Here is a 22,182-nt window from a genome sequence, read left to right as displayed (position 1 = left end):
GCGGGTGCTCAGCGGCGGCCCCGGCGGGCGCGCAGGTAGTCGCTGACCACGTACTCGCCGAGGTCGTCGAGGTCGGGGGTGAACATCCGGCCCCGGGACCGGCGGGCCACCGCGTCGACGAAGCGGCGCAGGCCGGGATCCTCGCCGAGCATGAACAGGTTGAGCATCGCACCGGCCCGGGTCAGCCGGTCCACCTCCCGGATCGTCGCCCCGATCGTCTCCGGCAGCGGCGGCCAGTGGAAGTGGGCCTGGCCGTCGTCCGGGTCGAGGTGGGCGGTGGGCTCGCCGTCGGTGACCACCAGGACCACCGGCTCCGCGCCCGGGTACCGGCGCAGGTGCCGCCCCGCCAGCCGCAACGCGTGCTGGAGGTTGGTGCCCTGCTCCAGGTCCGGCTCGACGGCCGCCAGCTCCGCCTGGGTCAGCGGCGCGGCCTGCCGGCCGAACCCGATGATCTGGAGCGCGTCCTGCGGAAACCGGGTCGCCATCAGGTGCGACAGGGCCAGCGCCGTCTGCTTCATCGGCCCCCACCGCCCCTGCGAGATCATCGAGTACGACAGGTCCACGCACAGCGCCACCGCCGCCGACGCCCGGCGTTCGGTCTCCGCCACCTCGAAGTCCTCGGCGGCGAGCTGCACCGGCACCGACGGCCCCGCCCGGCGGACCGCCCGGTGCAGGGTGCGCACCACGTCGATCGGCTGCTCGTCGCCGTACTCCCACTGCCGCGACGCCCCGCTGACCTCGCCGGCCGCACCGGCGGAACGCAGGTCGTGCTGGCCGCGCGGCCCGGCGGTCAGGTCGGCGAAGACCTGGCGCAGCGCGGTGCCGGCGAGCCGGCGCAGCGCCTTCGGGCTCAGCGTCAGCCCGTCGGCGCCCCGGGTCACCCAGCCCTGCCGGCGCAGCTCCCGCTCCAGCTCCCGCAGCCGGCGCACGTCGTCGGCCGCCTCGCGGCCCAGCGTCCGGGCCACCGCCTCGACGTCCACGTCGTCCAGCGTCGCGCCGGGGTGCTCCTGGTCCAGGGCGTCGAGCAGCTCGTCCAGCTCGGCGATCTCGCCGAGCGCGCCGGCCGCCTCGCCGTAGCCGAGCGGCTGCTCGCCGCGGACCCGCTCGCCGCCGCCCCGGTGCAGGTCGGGGCGCAGCGCCCGCAGGTTCGCGTCCAGCGCCGCCAGCTCGCCGGCCAGCCGCTCGCCGAGGGACTCGCGCATCAGCCCGGCCAGCTCTTCGCGCTGCCGGTCCGACAACGACCGCATCAGCCGTTCCCCGGCCGCCGCCCGGCGGGCCAGCACGTCGACCAGCTCGTCGACGTCCCGGGGCCGCTCCGGGAAGAACTCGCCGTGCCGGCGCATGAACTCGGCGAACGCGTCGGTGGTGTCCTCGGACCGGGCGTGCCGGGCCAGCAGGTCGTTGAGGTCGCGCATCATCTCCGCGAGCTGCCGCTGGGCCTGCGGGCCGGCGGCGGCCCGCGCCGCGTCGCGCAGCCCCGCGAAGCGCTGCTCCAGCACGTCGCCGCGCAGCCCGTCGAGGATCCGCTGGTACGCCTGCCGGGCCTCGTCGCTGACCCACTCGTAGCCCGCCAGCTCCCGCACGGCGCGGGCGGTGGAACGGGGCAGGTCGTCCAGCACCGTCTCGGCGAACCGGGCCGCCTCGTCGTCGCGCCCGCGCAGCTCGTCCCGCTCGGCGGCGAGAGCCTGGTCGAGCAGGGCCCGGGCACGGGTCACCGCCCCGTCCAGGTCGCCCCGGCGCAGCGCCTCGCGGCGCAGCCGGCGGGCCCGGGCGGCGAGGTCGTCGAGGCCGCCCCGCCCCTGCGGGCCACGCCGCAGCAGGTCGCGCAGCGCCTCGCGGAGGTTGCCGCCGGCCAGCACCTCCGCGCCGACCGAGTCGACGGCCGCCCGAACGTCGTACGGCGGGGCGAGCGGGTCGGGGCCGCCGCGCCACTGGCCGTACCGGAACCGGTTGCCGGCCACCTCAGCCCTGGCCGCCGTAGACGGTGCGCCCGGTGTCGGTGACGTCCTTGCCCAGCCGGCGGGTCAGGTGCAGCCCCTCCAGCACGAACTCGACGCCGGCCGCCGCCTGCTCCGGCGTCGGCGCGTCGCCCAGCCCGATCCGGTCCAGCGCCTTGGCCAGCCCGGGGACGGTGCCGACCTGGCGCAGCAGCTCGCCCGAGGAGACCAGCTCGCCGGTCTCCACGACCCGGCCGTCGTCCACCAGCGCGGTGAAGCCGGACAGGTCCAGCCCGGCGAGCCGGGCCCGGAACGTGTCGGCGGTCGCGGTACGCAGCAGGTGGGCGAGGATCTCGACCTCCCGACCGTCCTCGCCGCTCTCGAACTCGACCTTGCCACGCAGCGTGGACGTCACCGACACCGCGTCGCCGACGCGGGCGACGGGCGCCTCCCCGCGTACCCCGTCGGTGGTGGCACCGGCCGCGAGCAGGCCGGAGCGGCGCAGCGCGGCGGCGGCGACGGTCTCGGCGGCGGCGATCGCGAACCGGGCCGAGACGCCGGAGCGCTGGTCGACCGACGGGGAGTCGCGCACCGCGCGGGCGAACCGGGCCAGCACCTCCAGCACGTGCTCCGGCACCTCGGCGACCAGGTCGGCCTCCTGCCGGATCAGGGCCAGCTCCAGCTCCAGGCCGAGCGGGTAGTGGGTGTGGATCTCCGCGCCGAAGCGGTCCTTGAGCGGGGTGATGATCCGGCCCCGGTTGGTGTAGTCCTCCGGGTTGGCGCTGGCGACCAGGAGCAGGTCCAGCGGCAGCCGCAGCTGGTAGCCGCGCACCTGGATGTCGCGCTCCTCCAGCACGTTGAGCAGCGCCACCTGGATGCGTTCGGCGAGGTCGGGCAGCTCGTTGACGGCGAAGACGCCCCGGTTGGTGCGCGGCACCAGCCCGAAGTGGATGGTCTCCGGGTCACCGAGGGTGCGCCCCTGGGCGATCCGGATCGGGTCGACGTCGCCGATCAGGTCGCCGACGCTGGTGTCCGGGGTGGCCAGCTTCTCGCCGTAGCGCATGCTGCGGTGCAGCCAGGCGACCGGCAGGTCGTCGCCGGCCTCGGCCGCCAGGGCGCGGGACGCGGGGGTGAGCGGGTGCATCGGGTGCTCGTTGAGCACCGAGCCGGCGATGACCGGGGTCCACTCGTCGAGCAGCGCCACCAGGGAGCGGATCAGCCGGGTCTTGCCCTGGCCGCGCTCGCCGAGCAGCACCATGTCGTGGCCGGCGAGCAGGGCCCGCTCGACCTCGGGCAGCACCGTGTCGTCGTAGCCGACGATGCCGGGGAAGCGGTCCCCGCCGGCGCGCAGCCGGGCGAGGAGGTTGTCGCGGAGTTCCTGCTTGACCGTGCGGTAGCGGTGCCCGGCGGCCCGCAGCGCGCCGAGGGTGGCGGGCAGGTCTACGGGCGGGACCGGGAGAACCTGGTTGGGCTCAGTCACCCCACCAACGCTAGCGCGGGCCCGCGTGCAAGGAGGGGCCACCTGTCAACGCATTCTGTGGAGGAAGGGCCCCTTCCTAACCGCGGTGCACGGCGGGACCGGCCCGGCGAGGCGGATCACCGATAGGGTCGGTGCCGTGACGTACCTTGCCTCGGACGAGCGCTACCAGACGATGACCTACCGGCGCAGCGGGCGCAGCGGGCTGCGGCTGCCGGCAGTCTCGCTCGGGCTGTGGCACAACTTCGGGCCGGACCGCCCGTTCGCGCGGCAGCGGGACATCGTCCGGCGCGCCTTCGACCTCGGCGTCACCCACTTCGACCTGGCCAACAACTACGGCCCGCCGCCCGGGTCGGCGGAGGAGAACTTCGGCCGGCTGCTCGCCACGGACCTGAAGCCGTACCGGGACGAGCTGGTGATCTCCAGCAAGGCCGGGTACGACATGTGGCCCGGCCCGTACGGCGAGTGGGGCTCCCGGAAGTACCTGATCGCCTCGCTGGACCAGTCGCTGCGCCGGATGGGGCTGGACTACGTCGACGTCTTCTACTCGCACCGGTTCGACCCGGACACCCCGCTGGAGGAGACGATGGGCGCGCTGGACGCGATCGTCCGCTCCGGCAGGGCCCTCTACGTCGGCATCTCCAACTACGACTCGGCGCAGACCGAGCGGGCCGCCGCGATCCTGCGGGACCTCGGCACGCCGCTGCTGATCAACCAGCCGTCGTACTCGATGCTCAACCGGTGGACCGAGCGCGACGGCCTGCTGGACACGCTGGAGCGGGTGGGGGCCGGCTGCATCGCGTTCAGCCCGCTCGCCCAGGGCCTGCTCACCGACCGCTACCTGGGCGGGATCCCCGAGGACTCCCGGGTGCGCACGAGCGTCTTCCTCAACGAGAGCGACCTCGACGAGCAGAAGATGGCCACGATCCGGGCGCTCGGCGGGGTGGCCGCCCGGCGCGGGCAGTCCCTGGCCCAGCTCGCGCTCGCCTGGGCGCTGCGCGACCCGCGGATGACCAGCCTGATCATCGGCGCGAGCAGCGTCGCCCAGTTGGAGGCGAACGTCGCCGCCCTGGACAACCTGGACTTCACCGCCGAGGAGCTGGCCGAGATCGACGGCCACCTCGGCTGAGCGTCGCCATCGGGCCCCGCCGCGCTCCCCATGGTGGCGAGTACCCACTGTTAGCCTAAGTGGACACTCGGCAAGGACGTCCGCCGCGCGGGCCCGTTCAGGCAACGGCCCCAAGGTGCCGACACGCTCACCGGCCGGGTATGGCAGGCAGCGAGGGGATGCGCGGCGTGGGCTTGGTCGAGACGGCACTGTTACGCACCGCAGGCTCGGTGGTGACGCCAGCGGTGAGACGGTGGCTGGGAAACCGCCGCGCCCAACGGGAACGTGACACCTCCCTGATCGAGCTGATCGGCTCGGGAATCGCCGACGACCTCGGAGTACGCCGGGCCGGCCGGCGGTTGGACGACATCGTCGACACCGTCTACGAACGGCTTCGGCCACTGGTCCGCCGCGGCGAGCAGGCGCTGCCCGACAACGAGGTCGCCGCGGCCCTGGACGCGGTGGCCGACACGCTGCGGGATGCGGACCTGTCCGACGCGGCGGTGTTCGCCGACGACGTCGACCCCGCGCTGATGGCCACCCGGCTGCGCCGGCAACTGCCCGACGTCCCCGATCGGACCGGGCTGAGCGAGGCCGCCGCCCACCTGTACGGCAGGGTCCTCGACGAGTGCTGCACCTGCCTGACCCAGTTGGTCGTCCAGCTCGGCCCGTTCCAGGCCCGCGCCACCGTGCAGGCCCTGGAACGGCTGACCACGGTCGCCGACGGCCTCTCCCAGGTCCTGGCGCGACTGCCGGTGACCAGCCTGGACGCCCCCGCCGGCACCAGCCACGACACCCAGTTCCGGACCCGGTATTTGGCCCATCTGCTCACCGTGCTGGACCTTCTGGAACTGTTCGGCATCGACGTACACCGCTACCGGCTACGCACGCCGCTGAGCATCGCCTACATCAGCCTGGCCGTCACCGGGACCAACACCCGCAGCCTGCGCCGTGGCGGGTTCCGCTGGGATCCCGGCCGGCTGCGCTCCGACGGCGGCGGTGACAGCTCCTCCGTACGGGCCGAGCAGGCCCTCGGCGCTGCCGAGCGGGTCCTGCTGCGCGGCGATGCCGGCTCCGGCAAGACCACCCTGCTGCAGTGGATCGCGGTCACCGCAGCCCGGCACGGGTTCACCGGAGAGCTCGACAGCTGGAACGGGCGCACCCCGTTCCTAATCCGGCTGCGTGACCACGTCGCTCAGCTCCTGCCTCCCCCGGAACGGTTCCTCGACCTGATCGCCGCCACGGTTGCCGGGCTGATGCCTCCCGGCTGGGCGCACCGCCAACTGGCCGCAGGGGCGATCCTGTGCGTCGACGGCGTCGACGAGGTGCCCGAAGCCCAACGGCGAGCGGTCCGGGACTGGCTGCGCGGCCTGCTGGCCGCCTACCCCGACCTGCGGGTCGTGGTCACCTCCCGGCCCGCCGCCGCGTCCGCCAAGTGGCTGAACTCCGAGGGATTCACCTCGGTGTTCCTGGAGCGGATGGGACCGGCCGACGTCAAGGCCCTGATCCGCCACTGGCACGAGGCCGTCCGCCGCGCCGGGGACCTGCCCTGCGAGTCCCACCTGTTGCCCGGCTACGAACAACGACTGCTCGCCCAGCTCGACGGCAGCGCCCACCTGCAGAACCTCGCCGGCAGCCCGCTGCTGTGCGCGATGCTGTGCGCGCTCAACCTCGACCGCGACAGCAACCTGCCGCGTAATCGGATGGACATCTATCAGGCCGCGATCGACATGCTGCTCCACCGCCGTGACTCGCAACGCGGCGTCTTCACCGACCTGCCCGATCTCACCAGCCGCGACCAGGCCCAGGTCCTGCAGGAAGTCGCCTGGTGGCTGACCCAGAACAGCCGAACCGAGCTCACCCGCGCCGAAGCCGAACAACGCTTCGCCCACCGGTTGGCCGGGATCCGGCGCATCGCCGCACCCACCAACGCCGTGCTCGACCACATGATCCACCGCAGCGGCATCCTGCGCGAACCGATACCCGACCGCATCGACTTCGTCCACCGCACCTTCCAGGAATACCTGGCAGCCCGCGAAGCCGCCGACCAGGGACACACCGGCGCGCTCCTCGAACACGCCCACCTCGACACCTGGCGCGAAACCATCATCCTGGCCGCCGGCCACGCCAACGCGCCCATCCGCACCCAGTTGCTGACCGGCCTGCTCGCCCTCGCCGACGAGCAACCGAAGAAGGCCCGCAGACTGCGGCTGCTCGCGGCGGCCTGTCTGGAAACCGCGCCTGCGGTCGAGCCGGAGATCCTCACCCGGATCCGCTCGCACCTGCGCAGCCTGCTGCCCCGGTCCGTGGCCGAGGCCCGATCCCTGGCCGCAGTCGGAGAACCGCTGCTCGCCGAGCTGCCCGCCGACCTCGGGACGCTGAGCGAGGCCCAAGCTGCGGCAACCGTCCGGGCTGTCGCCTTGGTCAACGGACCCGCAGCGTTGGCCAGCCTCGCCCGATTCGCCGCCGATCCTCGTCCCCGCGTCCAACGAGAACTCATCACCGCCTGGGAATACTTCGACCCCCACGAATACGCTGAGAAGGTCCTCGCCGATGCACCGCTTGAAGATGGCAAAGCGACAATCAGCAGCGCCAGCCTGCTGCCAGCGCTGCCCCGGCTCCGTCACCTCACTGGCGCCACATTCATGTCTTCTGACAAGATCGATCTTGAACTGCTTGCCGACGCACCACATCTAGTTTCGCTATCCGTGGCCTCAAGGTTCATCGGAAGCCTCGAACACCTCGCCAAGCACGCCGGCCTGAACTCCCTGCAGATTTCGGTCGCTGGCAGGCAAATGGACCTGAGCGCCCTCGCCACTCTGCCAAACCTCGCTCGCCTGCACCTCCACAACCTCGCGGCAAATCAAGATCTGGCGGCCTTGGCTGGCCTCAGCAAACTAACCGCCCTCGGCGTCTGGGGCGCGCCGGTCACCCGAGAGCTCCTCGCAAGCCTCCCGTCGTTGACGGAACTAAGCACTTCTCCGCGGTCCTCATGGGACGCAAACATCCTTGCCCCGCTGTCCCACCTAGCCGAACTGAATTTGACGAGGGCCGCAGAGCCTGCCGGCGGCTTCTCTCAGCTCGTGGCCCAGATCAGCCAGCTTGGTCTCACCAATCTGGTCCTCTTACGGTGCCGATGGGTGACAGACATTCAGCTGCTTTCGCAATTTCCGTCGCTCACTCGCTTGGACATCGAAGCCACGTCGGTTACCGACTTGACGCCACTGTCGAGCCTCGCCCGGCTGCGGTTGCTGTACATCGGCAACACCGAGCACGTTCTCGACCTCACGCCACTCGGCGACCTGTCAGAACTGAAGGATCTGTGGATAGGGGCTCCGGCACCCGGGATCGACCTGACGCCGCTGCGCGGGAAACGCACCACCGTGTATCTGTCAAGAAACATCGAGCTGGACGACACGGCCAAGCCCCGCGGCATACGTATCAAGCGCTTCTGAAGGCTCAGGATGCATCTCGGCGGACCAGAGCGGGCGGTCCGAGCTGTCGTGGCCCGCCCGCACCGTGAAGGAAGGGCGCTACCGCGCCGAGCCGGCCCTGAGCCCGGCCAGGAAGCTGGACCACGAGCCACCGTCGAAGGCGAGCGCCGGGCCACTGCGGTCCTTGGTGTCGCGGACGTCGACCGCGCCGCCGACGAACCGCACCTCGACACACGCCGCGTTGTTGGAACTGCGGGAGGACTTGAACCAGCCACGGTCGGGGGTGGGGCGAGGGGCCATCACGTCATCTCCTTCGCGATCCGCCGGATCAGCGCCAGCGACTCGTCCGAGCCTAACGCCCGCTCCCGCGCCTCGGCGAACGTCACCACGTAGTCCGCGACCCGGCTCGACTGGTCGATGATGTCGCTGGAGGTCAGCACCTCCTGCCACACGAGGTCGGGCAGCCGGGGCGACGGGAACGACAGGATCTGGAACGGGCCGCCGAGCGCGGGGTGCGCCCCGGCGGCGAACGGCATCACCCGGATCTCGATCTGCTCGGGGCGCTCGGTGAGCAGCCGGTCGAGGTGGTCGAGCTGGGCGCGCATCACCTCCGAGCCGCCCACCTGCTGCCGCAGCACGCCCTCGGCGATCACGGAGGTCACGCGGATCGGGTGGTCGCCGCCGAGCCGCCGCTGCCGCGCCATCCGCGCGGCGATCCGCCGGTCCATCTCGGTCAGCCGGACGTAGGTGTTGCCGCCCCGGATGACCGCGCGGGCGTACCCCTCGGTCTGCAACAGCCCGTGTAGCAGCTCATTGTCGTAGGTGCGGATGTGCTCCGCGCCCGCCTCGTAGCCGAGGAAGCGCAGGAAGTCGGCCGGGAAGAGCTGCGAATACTGGTGCCACCAGGCCCGCTGCATCGCACCGACCCGCAGCTCCTCCAGCTCGGCGGCGTCGGACGGGTCGATCTCGTAGATCTTGACGAGCTGGGCCAGCCGGTCGCCGGGCAGCTTGACCCGGCCGGCCTCCACCCCGGAGATGTACGCCTGGGTGATACCGCTGGCGCGGCCCGCCGCGACCGCCGTCATGCCCACCTCTTCGCGGCGCTCCCGCAGGCGCAGCCCCAGCTCCCACGCCTGCACCGTGGGCGACGCGAGCGGCGGCGTCGACTTGCGGCGGGTCCTTGCGGCGTTCGTCGTCATCTCAACCCCATCCGTTCACGGTCGCAGGCACATCGGCGACCATAGTACAAAGACTCGCCGCATGCTACGCCCTTGATATAAGCACCATCGTCGGCGATGCTCTCTCCAAGACCGTCACCGAGGAGGCAGCATGTTGAACGAGGTCAGGTGGATTGGTCTGGAGCCGGAGGTGCGGCACGCGTTCTCGCTCTGCCGGGTGCTCGAAGCGGGCACGCCCGACGAGTGGTACGACCTGCTCGGGGTCGTCCGGGTGCCCGTCGACCGGCAGGTGCCGGACAAGCTGCGCGACCAGCTACGGCCGTGGGCGCTGGCGACCCTGGCGGCCGGTGGATACGGCTTCGGCCGCTACCACGCCGGCTACTCCACTCTGGACGAGGACGGCGAGCCGGACAAGGCCCTCGCCAGCGAGGACATCAACTGGTCCGGCAGCGGTGTCCTGGTCCCCGTCGAGAAGCCGGCCGAGATCGACAGCCGCCTCAGTTAAGCAACGTCACCAGACCCGGCGGCGGCCGGCGCGGTGGTTGCGGATCCCACACGGCCGGCCGGGTGGCGGGGCGGCGGGCCGGCGCAGGCGTACGACCAGGGCGGCCAGCAGCACGACCAGCGTCACCGCCGCGCCGGCCGCGACCGGCCACCCGCCCGGGCCGAGCCGGCTCACCGACGCCACCGGCACCCCGGGCGCGCCCCCGACGGTCTCGCCGGAGGCCGCGCCCAGCGTCCCCGCGTCGGCGGCCAGCACCCCGGGGGCGTCCGCCGGCTCCGCCTCCTTCGCCGATGCGGCGGCGGTCGTCGCCGGCTTCTCCGCCGCCGGGCCACCGCGAGCGCCCGCAGCTCCGCGGTAGATGACGTCGGAGCAGGAGTAGTACGTGTCCTGGGTGTCGGAGTTCTGCCAGATCGTGTAGATGAGGTGCCGCCCGCTGCGGCCCGCCGGCAGCCGCCCCGTCATCTGGTACGCCCCGTCGCGGATCGGCGGGTCGGTCGCCGTGAGGAACGGCTCGACCTCCAGGTCCACCCAGGTCAGCCGCCGCTTCGCGTCGTAGTCGTCGACCGTCGAGTAGAGCCGGAACGTGCCCCGGTGCGGGATCGTCGTGCGGTAGCGGAAGGTGAACCGCGCGCCCGCCGCCAGCTCGGTCGCCGGCCAGTCGGAGCGCGCCAGGTCCAGCCCCCGGTATGCCGACAGCCCGCCGCTGCACAGCTCACCGTCGGGGATGCGTTGCCGGTCCCGCCCGTCGATGCGGGCCACCCGGATGTTGTCCCACTCGCGGACCGCCGCGCCCGCCGACACGGCCGCCCGGCAGGCGGCGGTCGCGGCGTGGGGGCCGCCGGGCCGGCACGCGGCGGCGCGGCTCAGCGGGTCGGTCGGGGCCCCGTGGGCGTACGCCGGGGGCGCGGCGAGCGCCACGGTCGCGGCGGCGACCGCGACGGCGGCGAACATGCGGCGTACGGCCATGGTGTCGACCTCCCGCGCAGTGGTACGGACGCGGGGCGGCAAAGGTTCGACGGGCGGCGTGGTTCTGCTCTCACGCCGACCGGCGCAGTTCGTCGGCCAACTCCGCCGCCACCTGCTCCGGCTCGGCCAGGCAGCGCCACGCGGGCACCCGACGCACCGGGGTGGAGCCTCCGGTGACGTCGAGCCGGGCGAGCACCTTGCGCAGCCCCCGGCCGTCCGGATCGCCGGCCGGATCGTCGACCACCACGGCCAGCTCGGCGTCCTCGCGCCGCACCACGAGGTCGACGGGCTGCCCCGCCACGGAAACGTCCCGCCGCACCGTGAGCCCGGCGCTCCGAAGGGCACGGTGCAGTCGGTCCGCCGGCGCGTTCACGGCGTCCGGCTGAGCATCGCCGGGGCCACCGGCCAGCGCCAGGGCGGTCAGCAGGCCCCGCTGGCCCGACCACCACGACCGGTCACCGACCACGACGAGCTGGGACCGGGCCCGGGTGATGGCGACGTTCCACAGGTTGGTCTGGTGCGCCAGCCAGCCCCGGGTGCGGTCCGGGACGCCGTGCGCACCGACCGGCGAGACGACCATGATGTCCCGTTCGCTGCCCTGGAACTTGTGGATCGTCGCGCAGAGCAGATTCTCGGTGAGACCGGCGGCGCGCAGGGCCGCCGCCAGGCGACGCTGGTGCGCGGCGAGCGGCGTGACCACCCCGATCGAGGCATCGGGGTACGCCGCCCGCAGGCCCGCCACCTCGGCGACGACCGCATCGGTCTCGACCGGGTTGAACCCGGACCCGGTCGTCCCCGGGCTGAACCTGCCGGGCACGTCACACCAGCGCACCGCCGGATCGGCCGGGGCGGCCAGCCGGGCCGGGTCGGTCAGCACGGCGAGCCGGCCCTGGTAGACCTCCCGGTTCGGCACGTCCACGATGTCCGGGTGACACCGGTAGTGCTCGTCGAGCAGCTGCGTCGCGCCCGCCGCCGCGGCGAACGCGTCGTACGCGGAATGAGCCGTGTAGGTCAGCCGGCGGGCGGCCAACCAGCCGGTGCTCAGGTCGGCTCGGGCCCGCTCGGCAATGTCGTCGCCCTCGGGCAGGTCCACGACCGGTGCGAGCTGACGCGGATCGCCGATGAGCAGGGCCCGCTTCGCCCGGTAGAGCATCGGCAGGATCGCGGGAACGGTGCACTGCGCCGCCTCGTCGATCACGACGAGGTCGTACAGGGCGGGGCTTCTCTTCAGGCGTCGGGCGGAGAGCGCGGTCACCGCCCAGCCCGGCAGCACCCGCAGCAGCTCCGGGAAGTAGGACCAGCTGTCCGACATCGGCTTGGCCATCTCGTCGGCCCGGTCCTGGAGCACCCGCGCTCCGGCGGCCACCCGGCGGGCGATCTGCGCCCGCAGCAGGTCGATGCTGAGGGTGGGGCGTTCGGTGCCGATCAGGTCGACGAGCCGCCGCCAGGAGGCTTCGGCGTCGGGCAAGGCGGCGAGGCGAATCAGGCGTTCCCGCCAGCGCAGCTCGATCACCGCCCGCTCGGCGAGCGCCGCGACATCGTCCCGGTCTGCGACCTGGTACGACCGCAGCCGCCACCGGTACCACCAGCCGAACCACCGGCTGGCGAGCGCCCGATCGGTCAGGTGGACGAGGTGCGCCAGTTCCGTGTCGTCGGCCGGCAGCATGACCCCGTCCGGGCCAGGGGCACCGGCACGTTCGGCGGCCAGGTCGGCGAGGTCGCGTTCGAGCAGCCGCCGCTCGTCCAGCGCCGCTCGGAGGCCGGCGGCTTCCTCGGCCAGCAGCCGCAGCTCGTGCAGCGGGGTCCGGTCGTCCGCCGAGGTGGGTCGCTCCGCCGACGGATAGGCGGCCAGGATGTCGGCGAGGTGCTTCGGCTCCTGCATCCGGTGTTCCTTGTTGCCCGTACGCAGCAGCAGGCCCGGGCCGATCAGGTCGGTCACCCGGTCGAGCACCGAGTCGACGGCCTGATTGCTGGTGGAGCCGATCAGCACGCTCTGGCCGGCGGCGGTGGCGGTGGCCAGCAGTGCGGTGACGAGTTGACTCTTGCCGGTGCCCGGTGGCCCCTGGGCCACCGTCAACGGCCGCGTCATCGCCGCCTGGATGATCTCCTCCTGTGCCTCGTTCGCCGCGCTCATCGCCACCGTCACCACGGGCGTCGAGCCGGACCCGTCCGGGCTCGCCGCGACCTCGTCGGGGCGGAGCGCCAGCGCACCCAGCGCCGTCCCCTCGATGAGCTTCGGGTTCTTGATCATGCCTCGCAGGTCGTCGACGAGCTGCCGCTGTGGTGAGTCGGCGGCATCGACGGTGTAGAGGACCGCGGCATTCTGCACCCCGTTGACCGCTCCCTGCCGGATGGTGCCGCCGAGCGCCGCCGGGTCCAGCTCCGTCACCGGGCTCAGCCCGAACGTCTTCACCAGCAGGTCGACGGTGGCGGTGAGGGAGTCCGGGTCGCCCGGCACGAACGCCTGCTCGACGCGTTGCAGCAGCTCGTCGCTTTCCACCTCGGAGAGCTGGAACAGGTCGACGAGGGCGGCGCTGGGGCGCGGCGGGAAGGAGGCGTGCAGGACGTCGTCCGCGCCGACGGTCACCTCGCAGACCAGGAGCGGCGCGAACCGGATCGCCTTCTGTCGGGCCGGCCGCACGGCGGCGACCGGGTAGCCGTATTGCAGCTCCCTGCCGTCGGCGCGGGCCCGCGCGGCGAGTCTGGCCGCCGCACCGCCCAGTTGGACGGGCGTCTCCGAGGTGAAGACGGCCTCGCACCCGGGCGGAGCCGCGACGTACGCATGGGTCGACCGGGGGTCGATGAACGACTGCAACACGGTCGACCGCTGCATGCAGTTGACGTAGTAGGTCACCAGACGACGCCACTGGTCCGCGTCGAACGCCGCCTCGTCAGCCGGGCTCGCCGTGACGGCGGTGGCACGCGTCGCCTCGGCGGCGGAACCCGGCGCGGTCGCCAGCCGGATCGGCTCGGTGACACCCTCACTCGACTCGACCGTCTTGTGCTGGCGGCGACGGGCCATCTCGGTCGGCACGTACCGGGAAAGATCGTTGGTGGTGATCCACCCGTCGTCGGACGGCCCCTCGGCCGCACCCCGCAGACCGTCGAGGAGCACCTCGGTAAAGACCGACGGCCGGTCCGGGCCCTGCGCCTTCGACGCCTTCTGATGGGTGCTGGAGGTCAGGATGAAGGTGCCACGCTGACGCTTGAGGCGGCGCGGCTCCTCGCGCACCCCACCTCGGAACCGGTTGCGGGCCGTGAACGCGCCGGAGAAGCAGCAGTCGAGCAGGACGACCTTCTGGCTGGCCTTGGTGTCGTTGAGCAGGTGACGCAGCATGCCGTCGGTGTCGAACGCGGTCGCGTGCAACTGCCCGCCGACCGTGTCGGTCGCCGCCAGGAACAGCGACTGCCCGTCGCCGTGCAGCACCCCGTGGCCTGAGTAGTAGAGCAGCGCCAGGTCGCCCGTGCGGCGCGCGCCGTAGAACTCCTCGACGACCTGACGCAGGTGCGCCGCCGGCAGGTCCAGTGCCGCGCGTACGCTGTCGAACTCGCCGGCACCGTCGAGCAGCGCCTTGAGCTGCGCGACGTCCTGGCGTACGGAGGGAAGGGACGCGAGTTCGCGGTCGGCGTGGCAGGTGGCCGTGCCGAGCAGCAGGGCGTGCCGACCCATCAGGGGCGGGCCCGCTCGATCGCCGCCCGCACCGTGGCGACCAGTTCGTCGGTCTGCCGGTGGGTGGGCCGGTCGATGGTCAGCTCGATGTCGCCCACCCGCAGGTGCACCCGGCGGCCGGTGTGGCGCTGAAGGAAGGCCAGGACCACGTCGACCAGCGCCTGCACGTAGCCGGGGTCCGCGCCCGCCAGCACGGTCACCACGCCGAGCGCCAGCTCCGCGACGCCCTTGGCGTTCGGGTCGGTCACGGGCTGCTCGACGCGCTCCACCTCCCCGACCTCGCGGAGGTCGTCCGCCAGTTCGTCGGTCAGCTCGCCGAGGACGAACTCGTCGTCGTCGAGCGGGGTGAAGTCGATCCGGATGCGGACGTGGGACATCCAACCTCCTGGCTGAGCGGTGCCGACCAACCTACGGAAGAAGGGCCGCGTCGGGATCACGTCTGTCGGTTTTCCGATCGAAGGTCCGTCATTGGCTCCTTTGTGGATCTCGGGTAGATCCAGTGTGGAACTCCGTACTAACCTTCACGTCTGCCGTCTGCGGAGAAGGAGCACATCAATGGTTCGAGCCGGATGACCGTGGCGACCGACACCGCCCCGGCACCGGGCCAGCTCGTCACCGTACGCAATCGGCGCTGGGTCGTCGCCGACGTGGTCCGCAGCGACGTGACCAGCGGTGATCCGCACGTGTTCACCGGTCAGGCCCCGCACCTGGCCACCCTGGTCAGCATCGAGGACGACGCCCGCGACGAGGAGCTGCGGGTGGTCTGGGAGTTGGAACCGGGCCGACGGGTGCACGACAGCGCGACGCTGCCGGACCCTCGGCACGGGTTCGACGACCCCGGGCAGTTGGACGCGTTCCTGGACGCCGTGCGCTGGGGCGCCATCGCCTCGGCCGACCGGACGGCCCTTCAGGCGCCGTTCCGCTCCGGCATCGAGATCGAGGACTACCAGCTCGACCCGGTGGTCCGGGCGCTGTCGATGCCACGGACGAACCTGCTCATCGCCGACGACGTGGGCCTCGGCAAGACCATCGAGGCCGGGCTGGTGATGCAGGAGCTGATGCTGCGGCACCGGGCCCGCACGATGATGATCGTGTGCCCGGCCGGGCTGACCCGGCAGTGGCGCGACGAGATGCGCGACAAGTTCGGCCTCGACTTCCGGATCGTCGACGCGGCCCTGCTGCGGGAGTTGCGCCGCACCCGGGGCCTCTACACCAACCCGTGGACGCACTACCCCCGGTTGATCGTCAGCGTGGACTGGCTGAAGCGGGACCGGCCGCTGCGGCTGCTGCGCGAGGTGCTGCCCGCGACGCCGCGCTATCCGCGCGCCTTCGACCTGCTGGTGGTGGACGAGGTGCACACCTGCGCGCCGTCCGGCCGGGGGCGGTACGCGGTGGATTCGCACCGCACGAAAGCGATCCGCGCCCTCGCCCCGCACTGCGAGCACCGGCTCTTCCTCTCCGCCACCCCGCACAACGGTTTCACCGAGTCGTTCACCGCGCTGCTGGAGCTCCTCGACGACCAGCGGTTCGCCCGGGGCGTCAAGCCGACCGACGAGCAGTTGGCCCGGGTGATGGTGCGGCGGCTCAAGAGCGAGCTGCCGCCCAGGTGGGACGGCTCTCCCCGCTTCCCGGCACGTCATCTGGGCTATCTGGAGGTCGACTACCCGGCTGCCGAGCGGCACGCCCACGAGTTGCTCGACCGCTACGCGGCGAGCCGCCGGGCGAACGCCGACGGTCGGGCCGGCGAGATCGCCGCCGACTTCGTCACCACCCTGCTCAAACGGCGGCTCTTCTCGTCGCCGAAGGCGTTCGCCGAGACCGTCGAGACCCACCTGGCGACGATGACCGCCCGGGAGCACGCCGCCTCCGGTGGGCCGGCGCGCGGGGCGGAACGGCTGGCCGGCGAGAAGGTGCTGCAACCGGTGATCGACCGGCTGGCCGAGACGGCCGAGGACGATGCCGCCTACGGCAGCGCCGAGGCGGACGCCCTGACCGCCGTCCGACACTATGCGGCCCCGCTGTCGGCCGAGGAACGGGCGCTCCTCGGCGAGCTGCGCACCTGGGCCCGCTCGGCGCAGGACCGGCCGGACGCCAAGCTCGCCGCGTTGCACCGCTGGCTGGACCCGATCGTGCGGCCCGACGGCGAGTGGCAGCGCGAGCGGGTGATCATCTTCACCGAGTACCGCGACACCCAGCGCTGGCTGCACGAGCGGCTGCTCAGTGCCGGCTACCCGCCGGAACGGATCGCCCTGCTCTACGGCGGCCAGGATCCGGACGAGCGTGAGCACGTCAAGAACGTCTTCACGGAACATCCCGACCTCGACGACGTCCGCGTCCTGCTCGCCACCGACGCCGCCAGCGAGGGCATCAACCTGCAACGGCACTGCCATCGGCTGCTGCACTGGGAGATCCCGTGGAATCCCAACCGCCTTGAGCAACGCAACGGCCGGATCGACCGGCACGGCCAGCGCGCCGCCCGGGTGGAGGTGCTGCACTTCGTGCCCGCCGGTTGGCAGCACGTCGACTACACCACCGGTTCGCTGGAGGACGAGCTGGCGTTCCTGCGGCTGGCGGTGGAGAAGGTCGAGGCGATCCGCACCGACCTGGGCAGCGCGGGCGAGGTGATCGCCACCCAGGTCGAGCAGAAGATGACCGGCAGGCGGACCGACTGGCAGGTCACCGACGTCGAGATCGACCGGCGGGCGAGCCGCGCCCGGCTGCGGGTGGAACGTGACCTGGCCCGCGACCTGCACCGGCTCACCGAGACGCTGAAGGGCAGCCGGGCGGAGCTGAACCTCACCCCGGCCACCGTGGAACGGGTGGTCCGCACGGGGTTGCGCCTGGCCCACCGCCGGGACCTGATCGACGCGCCGACCCCGGCGGACGCGTCGGGCCCCTGGTTCCGGCTGCCCGAGCTGCCCGGCGCGTGGGCCACCGCCCGCAACGACGGGTTGCTGCACCCGGTCACCGGCCGGGAACGGCCGATCACCTTCGACCCGGACGCGGCGGCGGGGCGCACCGACGTGGTGCTGCTGCACCTCGGGCACCAGTTGGTGCAGATGTGCCTGCGCCTGCTGCGGGCGGAGCTGTGGGCCCAGGCCCGGGGCGAGGCCGGGTCCGGCGGCGCGAAGCTCAGCCGGGTCACCGCCCGGGTGGTGCCCGGTGACCTGCTGCGCTCTCCGGCGCTCGTCGCGCACGGCCGGGTGGTGGTCACCGGCGCGGAGGGCACCCGGCTGCACGAGGAGATCGTCACCGCCGGCGGCCCGATCGAGGGCGGGAAACTCACCCGGGCCCGCCAGGAGGAGCTGGAGGCCCTGCTGTCCGCCGCGACCGACCAGGTCCCCGCCGAGCAGGTCCGGCAGAGCCTGACCGAGCTGTGGCCGACGCTGGCCGGGCCGCTGGGCCGCGCCCTCGGCACCCGCGCCGACCAGCGCGCCCGCAGCCTGCACGGGCTGCTCGCCCGGCGCTGTGAGGAGGAGGTCACCGCGATCGGCGCGGTCCTGACCGAGCTGGAGACCTCGATCCGCAGCAAGCTCGCCGACGAGCCGCACTGGGAGCAGCCGACCCTGTTCACCGTCGAGCGCGAGCAGTTGCACGCCGACCGGGACGCGCTGCACGCCCGGTTGCGCGACATCCCGGCGCAGCGCGAGCGGGAGAGCGACGCGCTGCGCCGCCGCTACGCCGACCCGACGGCCCGCTGGTTCCCGGCTGCCGTCACCTTCCTGGTCCCCGCGTCCCTGGCCCGAGGTGCCCGCTGATGCCCGCCGCCCCCCGCCAGTCCCGAGGCCCGTCCGGCCGTGCCGGCGCGGGTCGCCGCGCGCCCCGGCCCCCCGCGCAGAAGATCGACGAGCAGCACGCCGAGTGGCTGGGCCTGCTGCGCCCGGAGGGCCCGTTCCTGACGGTGCCGGTGCTCGTCGAGGCGCTGCCGCACGGGCTGGACACCGTGCCGAACGACATGCGGGACCGGATCCGCCGGGGCTGGGCGGAGGTGCAGGACGCCCCGGACCTGCTCGGCCCGGCGTGGGTCGAGCTGGTCCTCGGCGAGCTGCTGGGCTATCCGGCGAGCGCGCGTGCCGACGACGCGGTCGGGGTCGCCGACAGCGGCGGCTTCCGGCCGGACGCGGTGCTGTCCGGCCCGCAACCCGGCGGCGGCCGGGCCGCCCGGCTGCACGTGCACCGGCTGCCCTTCGACGCGTCGCTCACCGCCGCCCGGGGTGGCCGGCCGTCCCCGGTCGAACAGGCCGCCCAGCTGTGCCGGGACACCGGCGTGCCGCTGGCGCTGGTGACCAACGGGCAGCACTGGGCGCTGGTGCACGCCCGCCGGGGCGAGCCGACCGGGGCGGGTGTCTTCGACGCCGACCTATGGCTGGAGGAGCCGGCGCTGCTGCGCGCCTTCGCGACGCTGCTCGCCGCGCCCCGGGTGCTCATCCCGCCGACCGGTGCCGACGGACGCCCGTCGGCCAGCCTCGCCGGGCTGTTCGCGCGCAGCGCGGAGGCGCTCACCCAGATCACCACCACCCTGGGCGACCAGGTCCGCCGGGCGGTGGAACTCTTCGTCGGCGAGCTGGCCCGGCTGGACCGGGAGTCCGAGGGGCAACTGCTCGGCAAGGTCAGCGACCGGGAGATCTACCGGGGCGCGCTGACCGTGCTGATGCGCCTGGTCTTCCTGCTCTACGCCGAGGAGCAGCGGCTGCTGCCGGTGGCCGACCCGCTCTACGCGCAGGCGTACGCGGCGTCCACCCTGCACGGCCAGCTCCGCACGGCGTTTGACATGCACAGCAACGAGATCGGCGACCGGCGCACCGCCGCCTGGCCCCGGCTGCTCGCCCTCTTCGCCGCCGTCCACGGCGGCTGCGAGCACCCCGACCTGCGCATCCCCGCCCACGGCGGTTCGTTGTTCGACCCCCGACGGTTCCCCTGGCTGGTCGACGCGGCGGTCACCGACCGGGTGGTGCACGAGATGCTGGACGCCCTGCTGGTGCTGCGGCACCGGGGCAGGGCCGCCGAGCAGCTCAGCTACTCCAGCCTCGGCGTCGAGCAGCTCGGCCACGTCTACGAGGGCCTGCTCGAGTTCTCCTGCGCCCGGGTGCGGGAGCCGCACGTCGGGCTGATCGGCAAGCGCGAGCCGGAGCTGCCGCTGGCCGAGCTGGAGGCAGCGGCGGCCCAGGGCGAGGCGGAGCTGCGGGTCTGGCTGGTCGCGCGCTGCGACCTCACCGTCCGGCAGGTGGAGAGGGCCAGGGCCGCGACGCCCGCGCCGCACCAGCTCGCCGCGCTGCACGCGGCCTGCGACAACGACGCCGACCTGACCGATCGGGTACGCCCGTACTGGGGGCTGCTCCGCGTCGATCTGCGCGACCTGCCCACGGTCTTCCCCGCCGGTTCGGTGCTGTTCACCCAGTTCGGCGACCGGCGCAACACCGGCACCCACTACACGCCCCGGGAGCTGGCCGAGGAGGTCGTTCGGCACACCCTCGCGCCGCTCTGCTTCTCCCCCGGCCCGGCCCAGGGCGTCACCGACGAGGGCGTGTGGCGGGCCAAGACGGCCGACGAGCTGCTGCGGCTGAAGGTGCTCGACCCGGCGATGGGCTCCGGCGCGTTCCTGGTGGCGGCCTGCCGCTATCTCGCCGAGGTGGTGGTGCGGGCCTGGCAACGCGACGGCCTGCCCGCCGAACTGTCCGACCTGGCCAACGGCAACCCGGACCAGGAGGACCTGCTGCTCGCCGCCCGCCGCCTCGTCGCCGCCCGCTGCCTCTACGGGGTGGACCGCGACGACATGGCCGTGGAGCTGGCGAAGCTCTCGTTGTGGCTGGTCACCCTGGCCAAGGGCAAGCCGTTCGGCTTCCTCGATCACGCGCTGCGCTGCGGCGACTCGCTGGTCGGGCTCACCTCCCTCGACCAGCTCACCGCCTTCCACCTCGACCCGGAGGTCGGCCGCTTCCAGCACAGCCGCCTCTTCGGCGACCTGGTCGGCCGGCTGCACCGGACCGTCAACGAGATGACCGCCCTGCGAGACTCGATCGGCGCGACGGTGGTCGAGGACACCCGGGACGCCGCCGACAAGGACGCCAAGCTCACCGAGGTCGAGCATCTGGGCCGGGGCCTGCGGTTGGCCGCCGACGCGGTGGTCGGCGCGGCCCTCTCCACCGCCGTCCGCCCCCAGCGCCGCCCGTGGGACCCGGAGGACGACACCGACGCCCCGGAGACGAAGTACGACGGCCGCCTGCTCAGCATCAGCGACGACGTTCACCGCCTGCTCGACGGGCCGTACGACGCGGAACTGGAGCAGCGGATCGGGATCACCGTCGCCGACTGGCTGCGCGGCTCCCGGCCGGAGCCGATCCGGCCGCTGCACTGGCCGCTGGAGTTCCCCGAGGTGGTCAACCGCGCCGGCTTCGACGCCGTCATCGGCAACCCGCCCTTCGTCGGCGGCAAGCGGGTCAGCGGTGCGCTCGGCATCGACGTGCGGGAGTACCTCAAGCAGCGGATCGCCCGCGACAAGCCCGGCAACGCCGACCTGTGTTCCTACTTCCTGCTGCGCAACCTGAGCGTCACGGGCAAGGGTCGGGTCGGCATCATCGCGACCAACACGATCGCCCAGGGCGACACCCGGGAGGTCGGCCTCGACCAGGCGGTGGACATGGGCTGGACGGTCTACCGGGCGAACAAGTCCCAGCCCTGGCCGGGCACGGCATCGCTGGAGGTCTCCCTGCTCTGGGTCGGCCACGCCGCCGACGGCGAGAAGCCCATCCTCGACGGACAACCGGTGCGAGGCATCACCTCGTCGCTGGACGCCCGCTCGCGGGTCACCGGCAACCCGTACCGCCTCGCCGCGAATGCGAATCGCTGCTTCCAAGGGGCAGTCGTGCTCGGCATGGGATTCGTGCTGGAGCCCGAGGAGGCTCAGGCGCTCCTCGCCAAGGACCCACGGAACCAAGATGTTCTCTTTCCCTATCTGAATGGCGAGGACCTGAACTCCCGCCCCGACTGCTCAGCCAGGCGGCGGGTAATCAACTTCCACGACTGGCCGGAAGAAAGGTCGCGGCAATATAAGGATTGCTTCGCGATAGTCGAGCAACACGTTAAGCCTCAACGCGCCAAAAGCAACCGCCCCTTATACCGTGATCGTTGGTGGAGATTCGCCGAGCGTGGCCCAGCCCGGGAGCAGGCAATCGAAGGGCTCGATCGCGTGCTTGTCATTGCCCTGGTGAGCAAGACCGGTATGCCCGTCTTCGTCCCGACTGGACAGGTCTTCTCGCACGCACTTGGCGTGTTCGCCACCGACCGGGCGGAAGACCTCGCCTCCCTCTCCAGCAACCTTCACTTCTCGTGGTGGACGACCAAGGGCGAATCGAGCCTCAGGTCTGACCCTCGCTATACGCCGTCCGATGGGTTCGAGACCTTCCCGATGCCCGAGCCGACCGAGCGGATGGCGCGGGTCGGGGCGGAGTTGGACTCGTACCGGCGGTCGGTGATGCTGGGGCGGGATCTGGGGCTGACAAAGCTCTACAACAGAGTCCACGACGAGCAGGTGGCCAACGCTGACATCCAGCGCCTGCGAGATATCCACGTCGAGATCGATGAGGCGGTGGCCGAGGCGTACGGGTTCAACCTCACGCTGGGACACGGTTTCCACCGGACCCGGCAGGGCACCCGCTTCACCATCGACCCGACCGCCCAGGTCGACGTGCTGGACCTGCTGCTCGAACTCAACCACCAGCGCCACGCGCAGGAGAAGCCCCAACAGGCCACCACCCGCCGCCAGCCACGGAAGCAGGCGAGGGGCACAACGCGCTCTCGAACGGAAGGGGCTCAGCCCTCATTGGGGCCCGCGCTGGATGGCGGCCTCTTCCCCCGGCCCGATGCCCTGTTCTGAGCACATAAAGAGTAAGGACAATCGATGGCTACGA

General features: G+C 72.5%; 12 protein-coding genes. 5 read left to right on the top strand and 7 right to left on the bottom strand.

From position 1 onward, the window contains the following. Positions 1-8: 8 nt before the first annotated feature. Positions 9-1,961 carry a VWA domain-containing protein gene (locus ACFT41_RS17965; protein ID WP_377587202.1) on the bottom strand — a complete coding sequence of 651 codons (1,953 nt, stop codon included), beginning with the start codon at positions 1,959-1,961 and terminating at the stop codon, positions 9-11. Between the two features lies 1 nt (position 1,962). Beyond that, positions 1,963-3,417: a magnesium chelatase gene (locus ACFT41_RS17960; protein WP_377587204.1), complete on the bottom strand. Its 1,455-nt coding sequence runs from the start codon at positions 3,415-3,417 to the stop codon at positions 1,963-1,965. A gap of 136 nt (positions 3,418-3,553) precedes the next feature. On the opposite strand from ACFT41_RS17960, the gene mgrA reads away from it, so the two are divergent. Both mgrA and ACFT41_RS17950 read left to right on the top strand, forming a co-directional pair. Then, positions 3,554-4,543 carry an L-glyceraldehyde 3-phosphate reductase gene (gene mgrA, locus ACFT41_RS17955; protein ID WP_377587206.1) on the top strand — a complete coding sequence of 330 codons (990 nt, stop codon included), beginning with the start codon at positions 3,554-3,556 and terminating at the stop codon, positions 4,541-4,543. A 140-nt stretch (positions 4,544-4,683) separates the two neighbouring features. After that, the gene (locus tag ACFT41_RS17950) at positions 4,684-7,977 is read left to right on the top strand and encodes an NACHT domain-containing protein (protein WP_377587207.1); all 3,294 of its coding nucleotides are present in this window, start codon (positions 4,684-4,686) and stop codon (positions 7,975-7,977) included. Positions 7,978-8,055: 78 nt separating this feature from the next. On the opposite strand, the gene ACFT41_RS17945 is transcribed toward ACFT41_RS17950, so the two are convergent. After that, on the bottom strand, positions 8,056-8,256 hold the full coding sequence (locus tag ACFT41_RS17945; RefSeq protein ID WP_377587224.1) for a DUF397 domain-containing protein: 201 nt from the start codon (positions 8,254-8,256) through the stop codon (positions 8,056-8,058). After that, positions 8,256-9,155 carry a helix-turn-helix domain-containing protein gene (locus tag ACFT41_RS17940; protein ID WP_377587208.1) on the bottom strand — a complete coding sequence of 300 codons (900 nt, stop codon included), beginning with the start codon at positions 9,153-9,155 and terminating at the stop codon, positions 8,256-8,258. Before ACFT41_RS17940 ends, ACFT41_RS17945 begins: the two co-directional genes overlap by 1 nt. Before the next feature lie 130 nt (positions 9,156-9,285). Here ACFT41_RS17940 and ACFT41_RS17935 point away from each other — a divergent pair, with 130 nt between their 5' ends. Further along, a complete protein-coding gene (locus tag ACFT41_RS17935; RefSeq protein ID WP_377587210.1) occupies positions 9,286-9,639 on the top strand; it encodes a hypothetical protein in 354 nt (117 codons plus the stop codon). 6 nt (positions 9,640-9,645) lie between these two features. Here the strand turns inward: ACFT41_RS17935 and ACFT41_RS17930 are convergent, their stop codons facing one another. The 3 genes from ACFT41_RS17930 to ACFT41_RS17920 all read right to left on the bottom strand — a co-directional run bounded on the left by ACFT41_RS17930 (position 9,646) and on the right by ACFT41_RS17920 (position 14,652). Further along, positions 9,646-10,605, bottom strand: a complete 960-nt coding sequence (locus ACFT41_RS17930; protein ID WP_377587212.1) for a lytic polysaccharide monooxygenase — start codon at positions 10,603-10,605, stop codon at positions 9,646-9,648. 70 nt (positions 10,606-10,675) lie between these two features. Beyond that, positions 10,676-14,275, bottom strand: a complete 3,600-nt coding sequence (locus tag ACFT41_RS17925) for an AAA domain-containing protein (RefSeq protein WP_377587213.1) — start codon at positions 14,273-14,275, stop codon at positions 10,676-10,678. Next, the gene (locus ACFT41_RS17920; protein WP_377587214.1) at positions 14,275-14,652 is read right to left on the bottom strand and encodes a hypothetical protein; all 378 of its coding nucleotides are present in this window, start codon (positions 14,650-14,652) and stop codon (positions 14,275-14,277) included. Before ACFT41_RS17920 ends, ACFT41_RS17925 begins: the two co-directional genes overlap by 1 nt. 192 nt (positions 14,653-14,844) lie before the next feature. On the opposite strand from ACFT41_RS17920, the gene drmD reads away from it, so the two are divergent. Continuing rightward, entirely contained in the window at positions 14,845-18,033 is a 3,189-nt protein-coding gene (gene drmD, locus ACFT41_RS17915) for a DISARM system SNF2-like helicase DrmD (RefSeq protein WP_377587215.1), read from the top strand. Beyond that, positions 18,033-22,148 (top strand): Eco57I restriction-modification methylase domain-containing protein, encoded by a 4,116-nt coding sequence (locus ACFT41_RS17910; RefSeq protein WP_377587216.1) that lies wholly within the window; start codon positions 18,033-18,035, stop codon positions 22,146-22,148. The genes drmD and ACFT41_RS17910 overlap by 1 nt, the downstream gene beginning before the upstream one ends. The last annotated feature ends 34 nt before the right edge of the window (positions 22,149-22,182 follow it).

This window comes from Micromonospora sp. NPDC057141, assembly GCF_042670805.1.
Classification (GTDB): Bacteria; Actinomycetota; Actinomycetes; order Mycobacteriales; family Micromonosporaceae; genus Micromonospora.
This window is presented reverse-complemented; position numbering and strand designations above follow the sequence as displayed.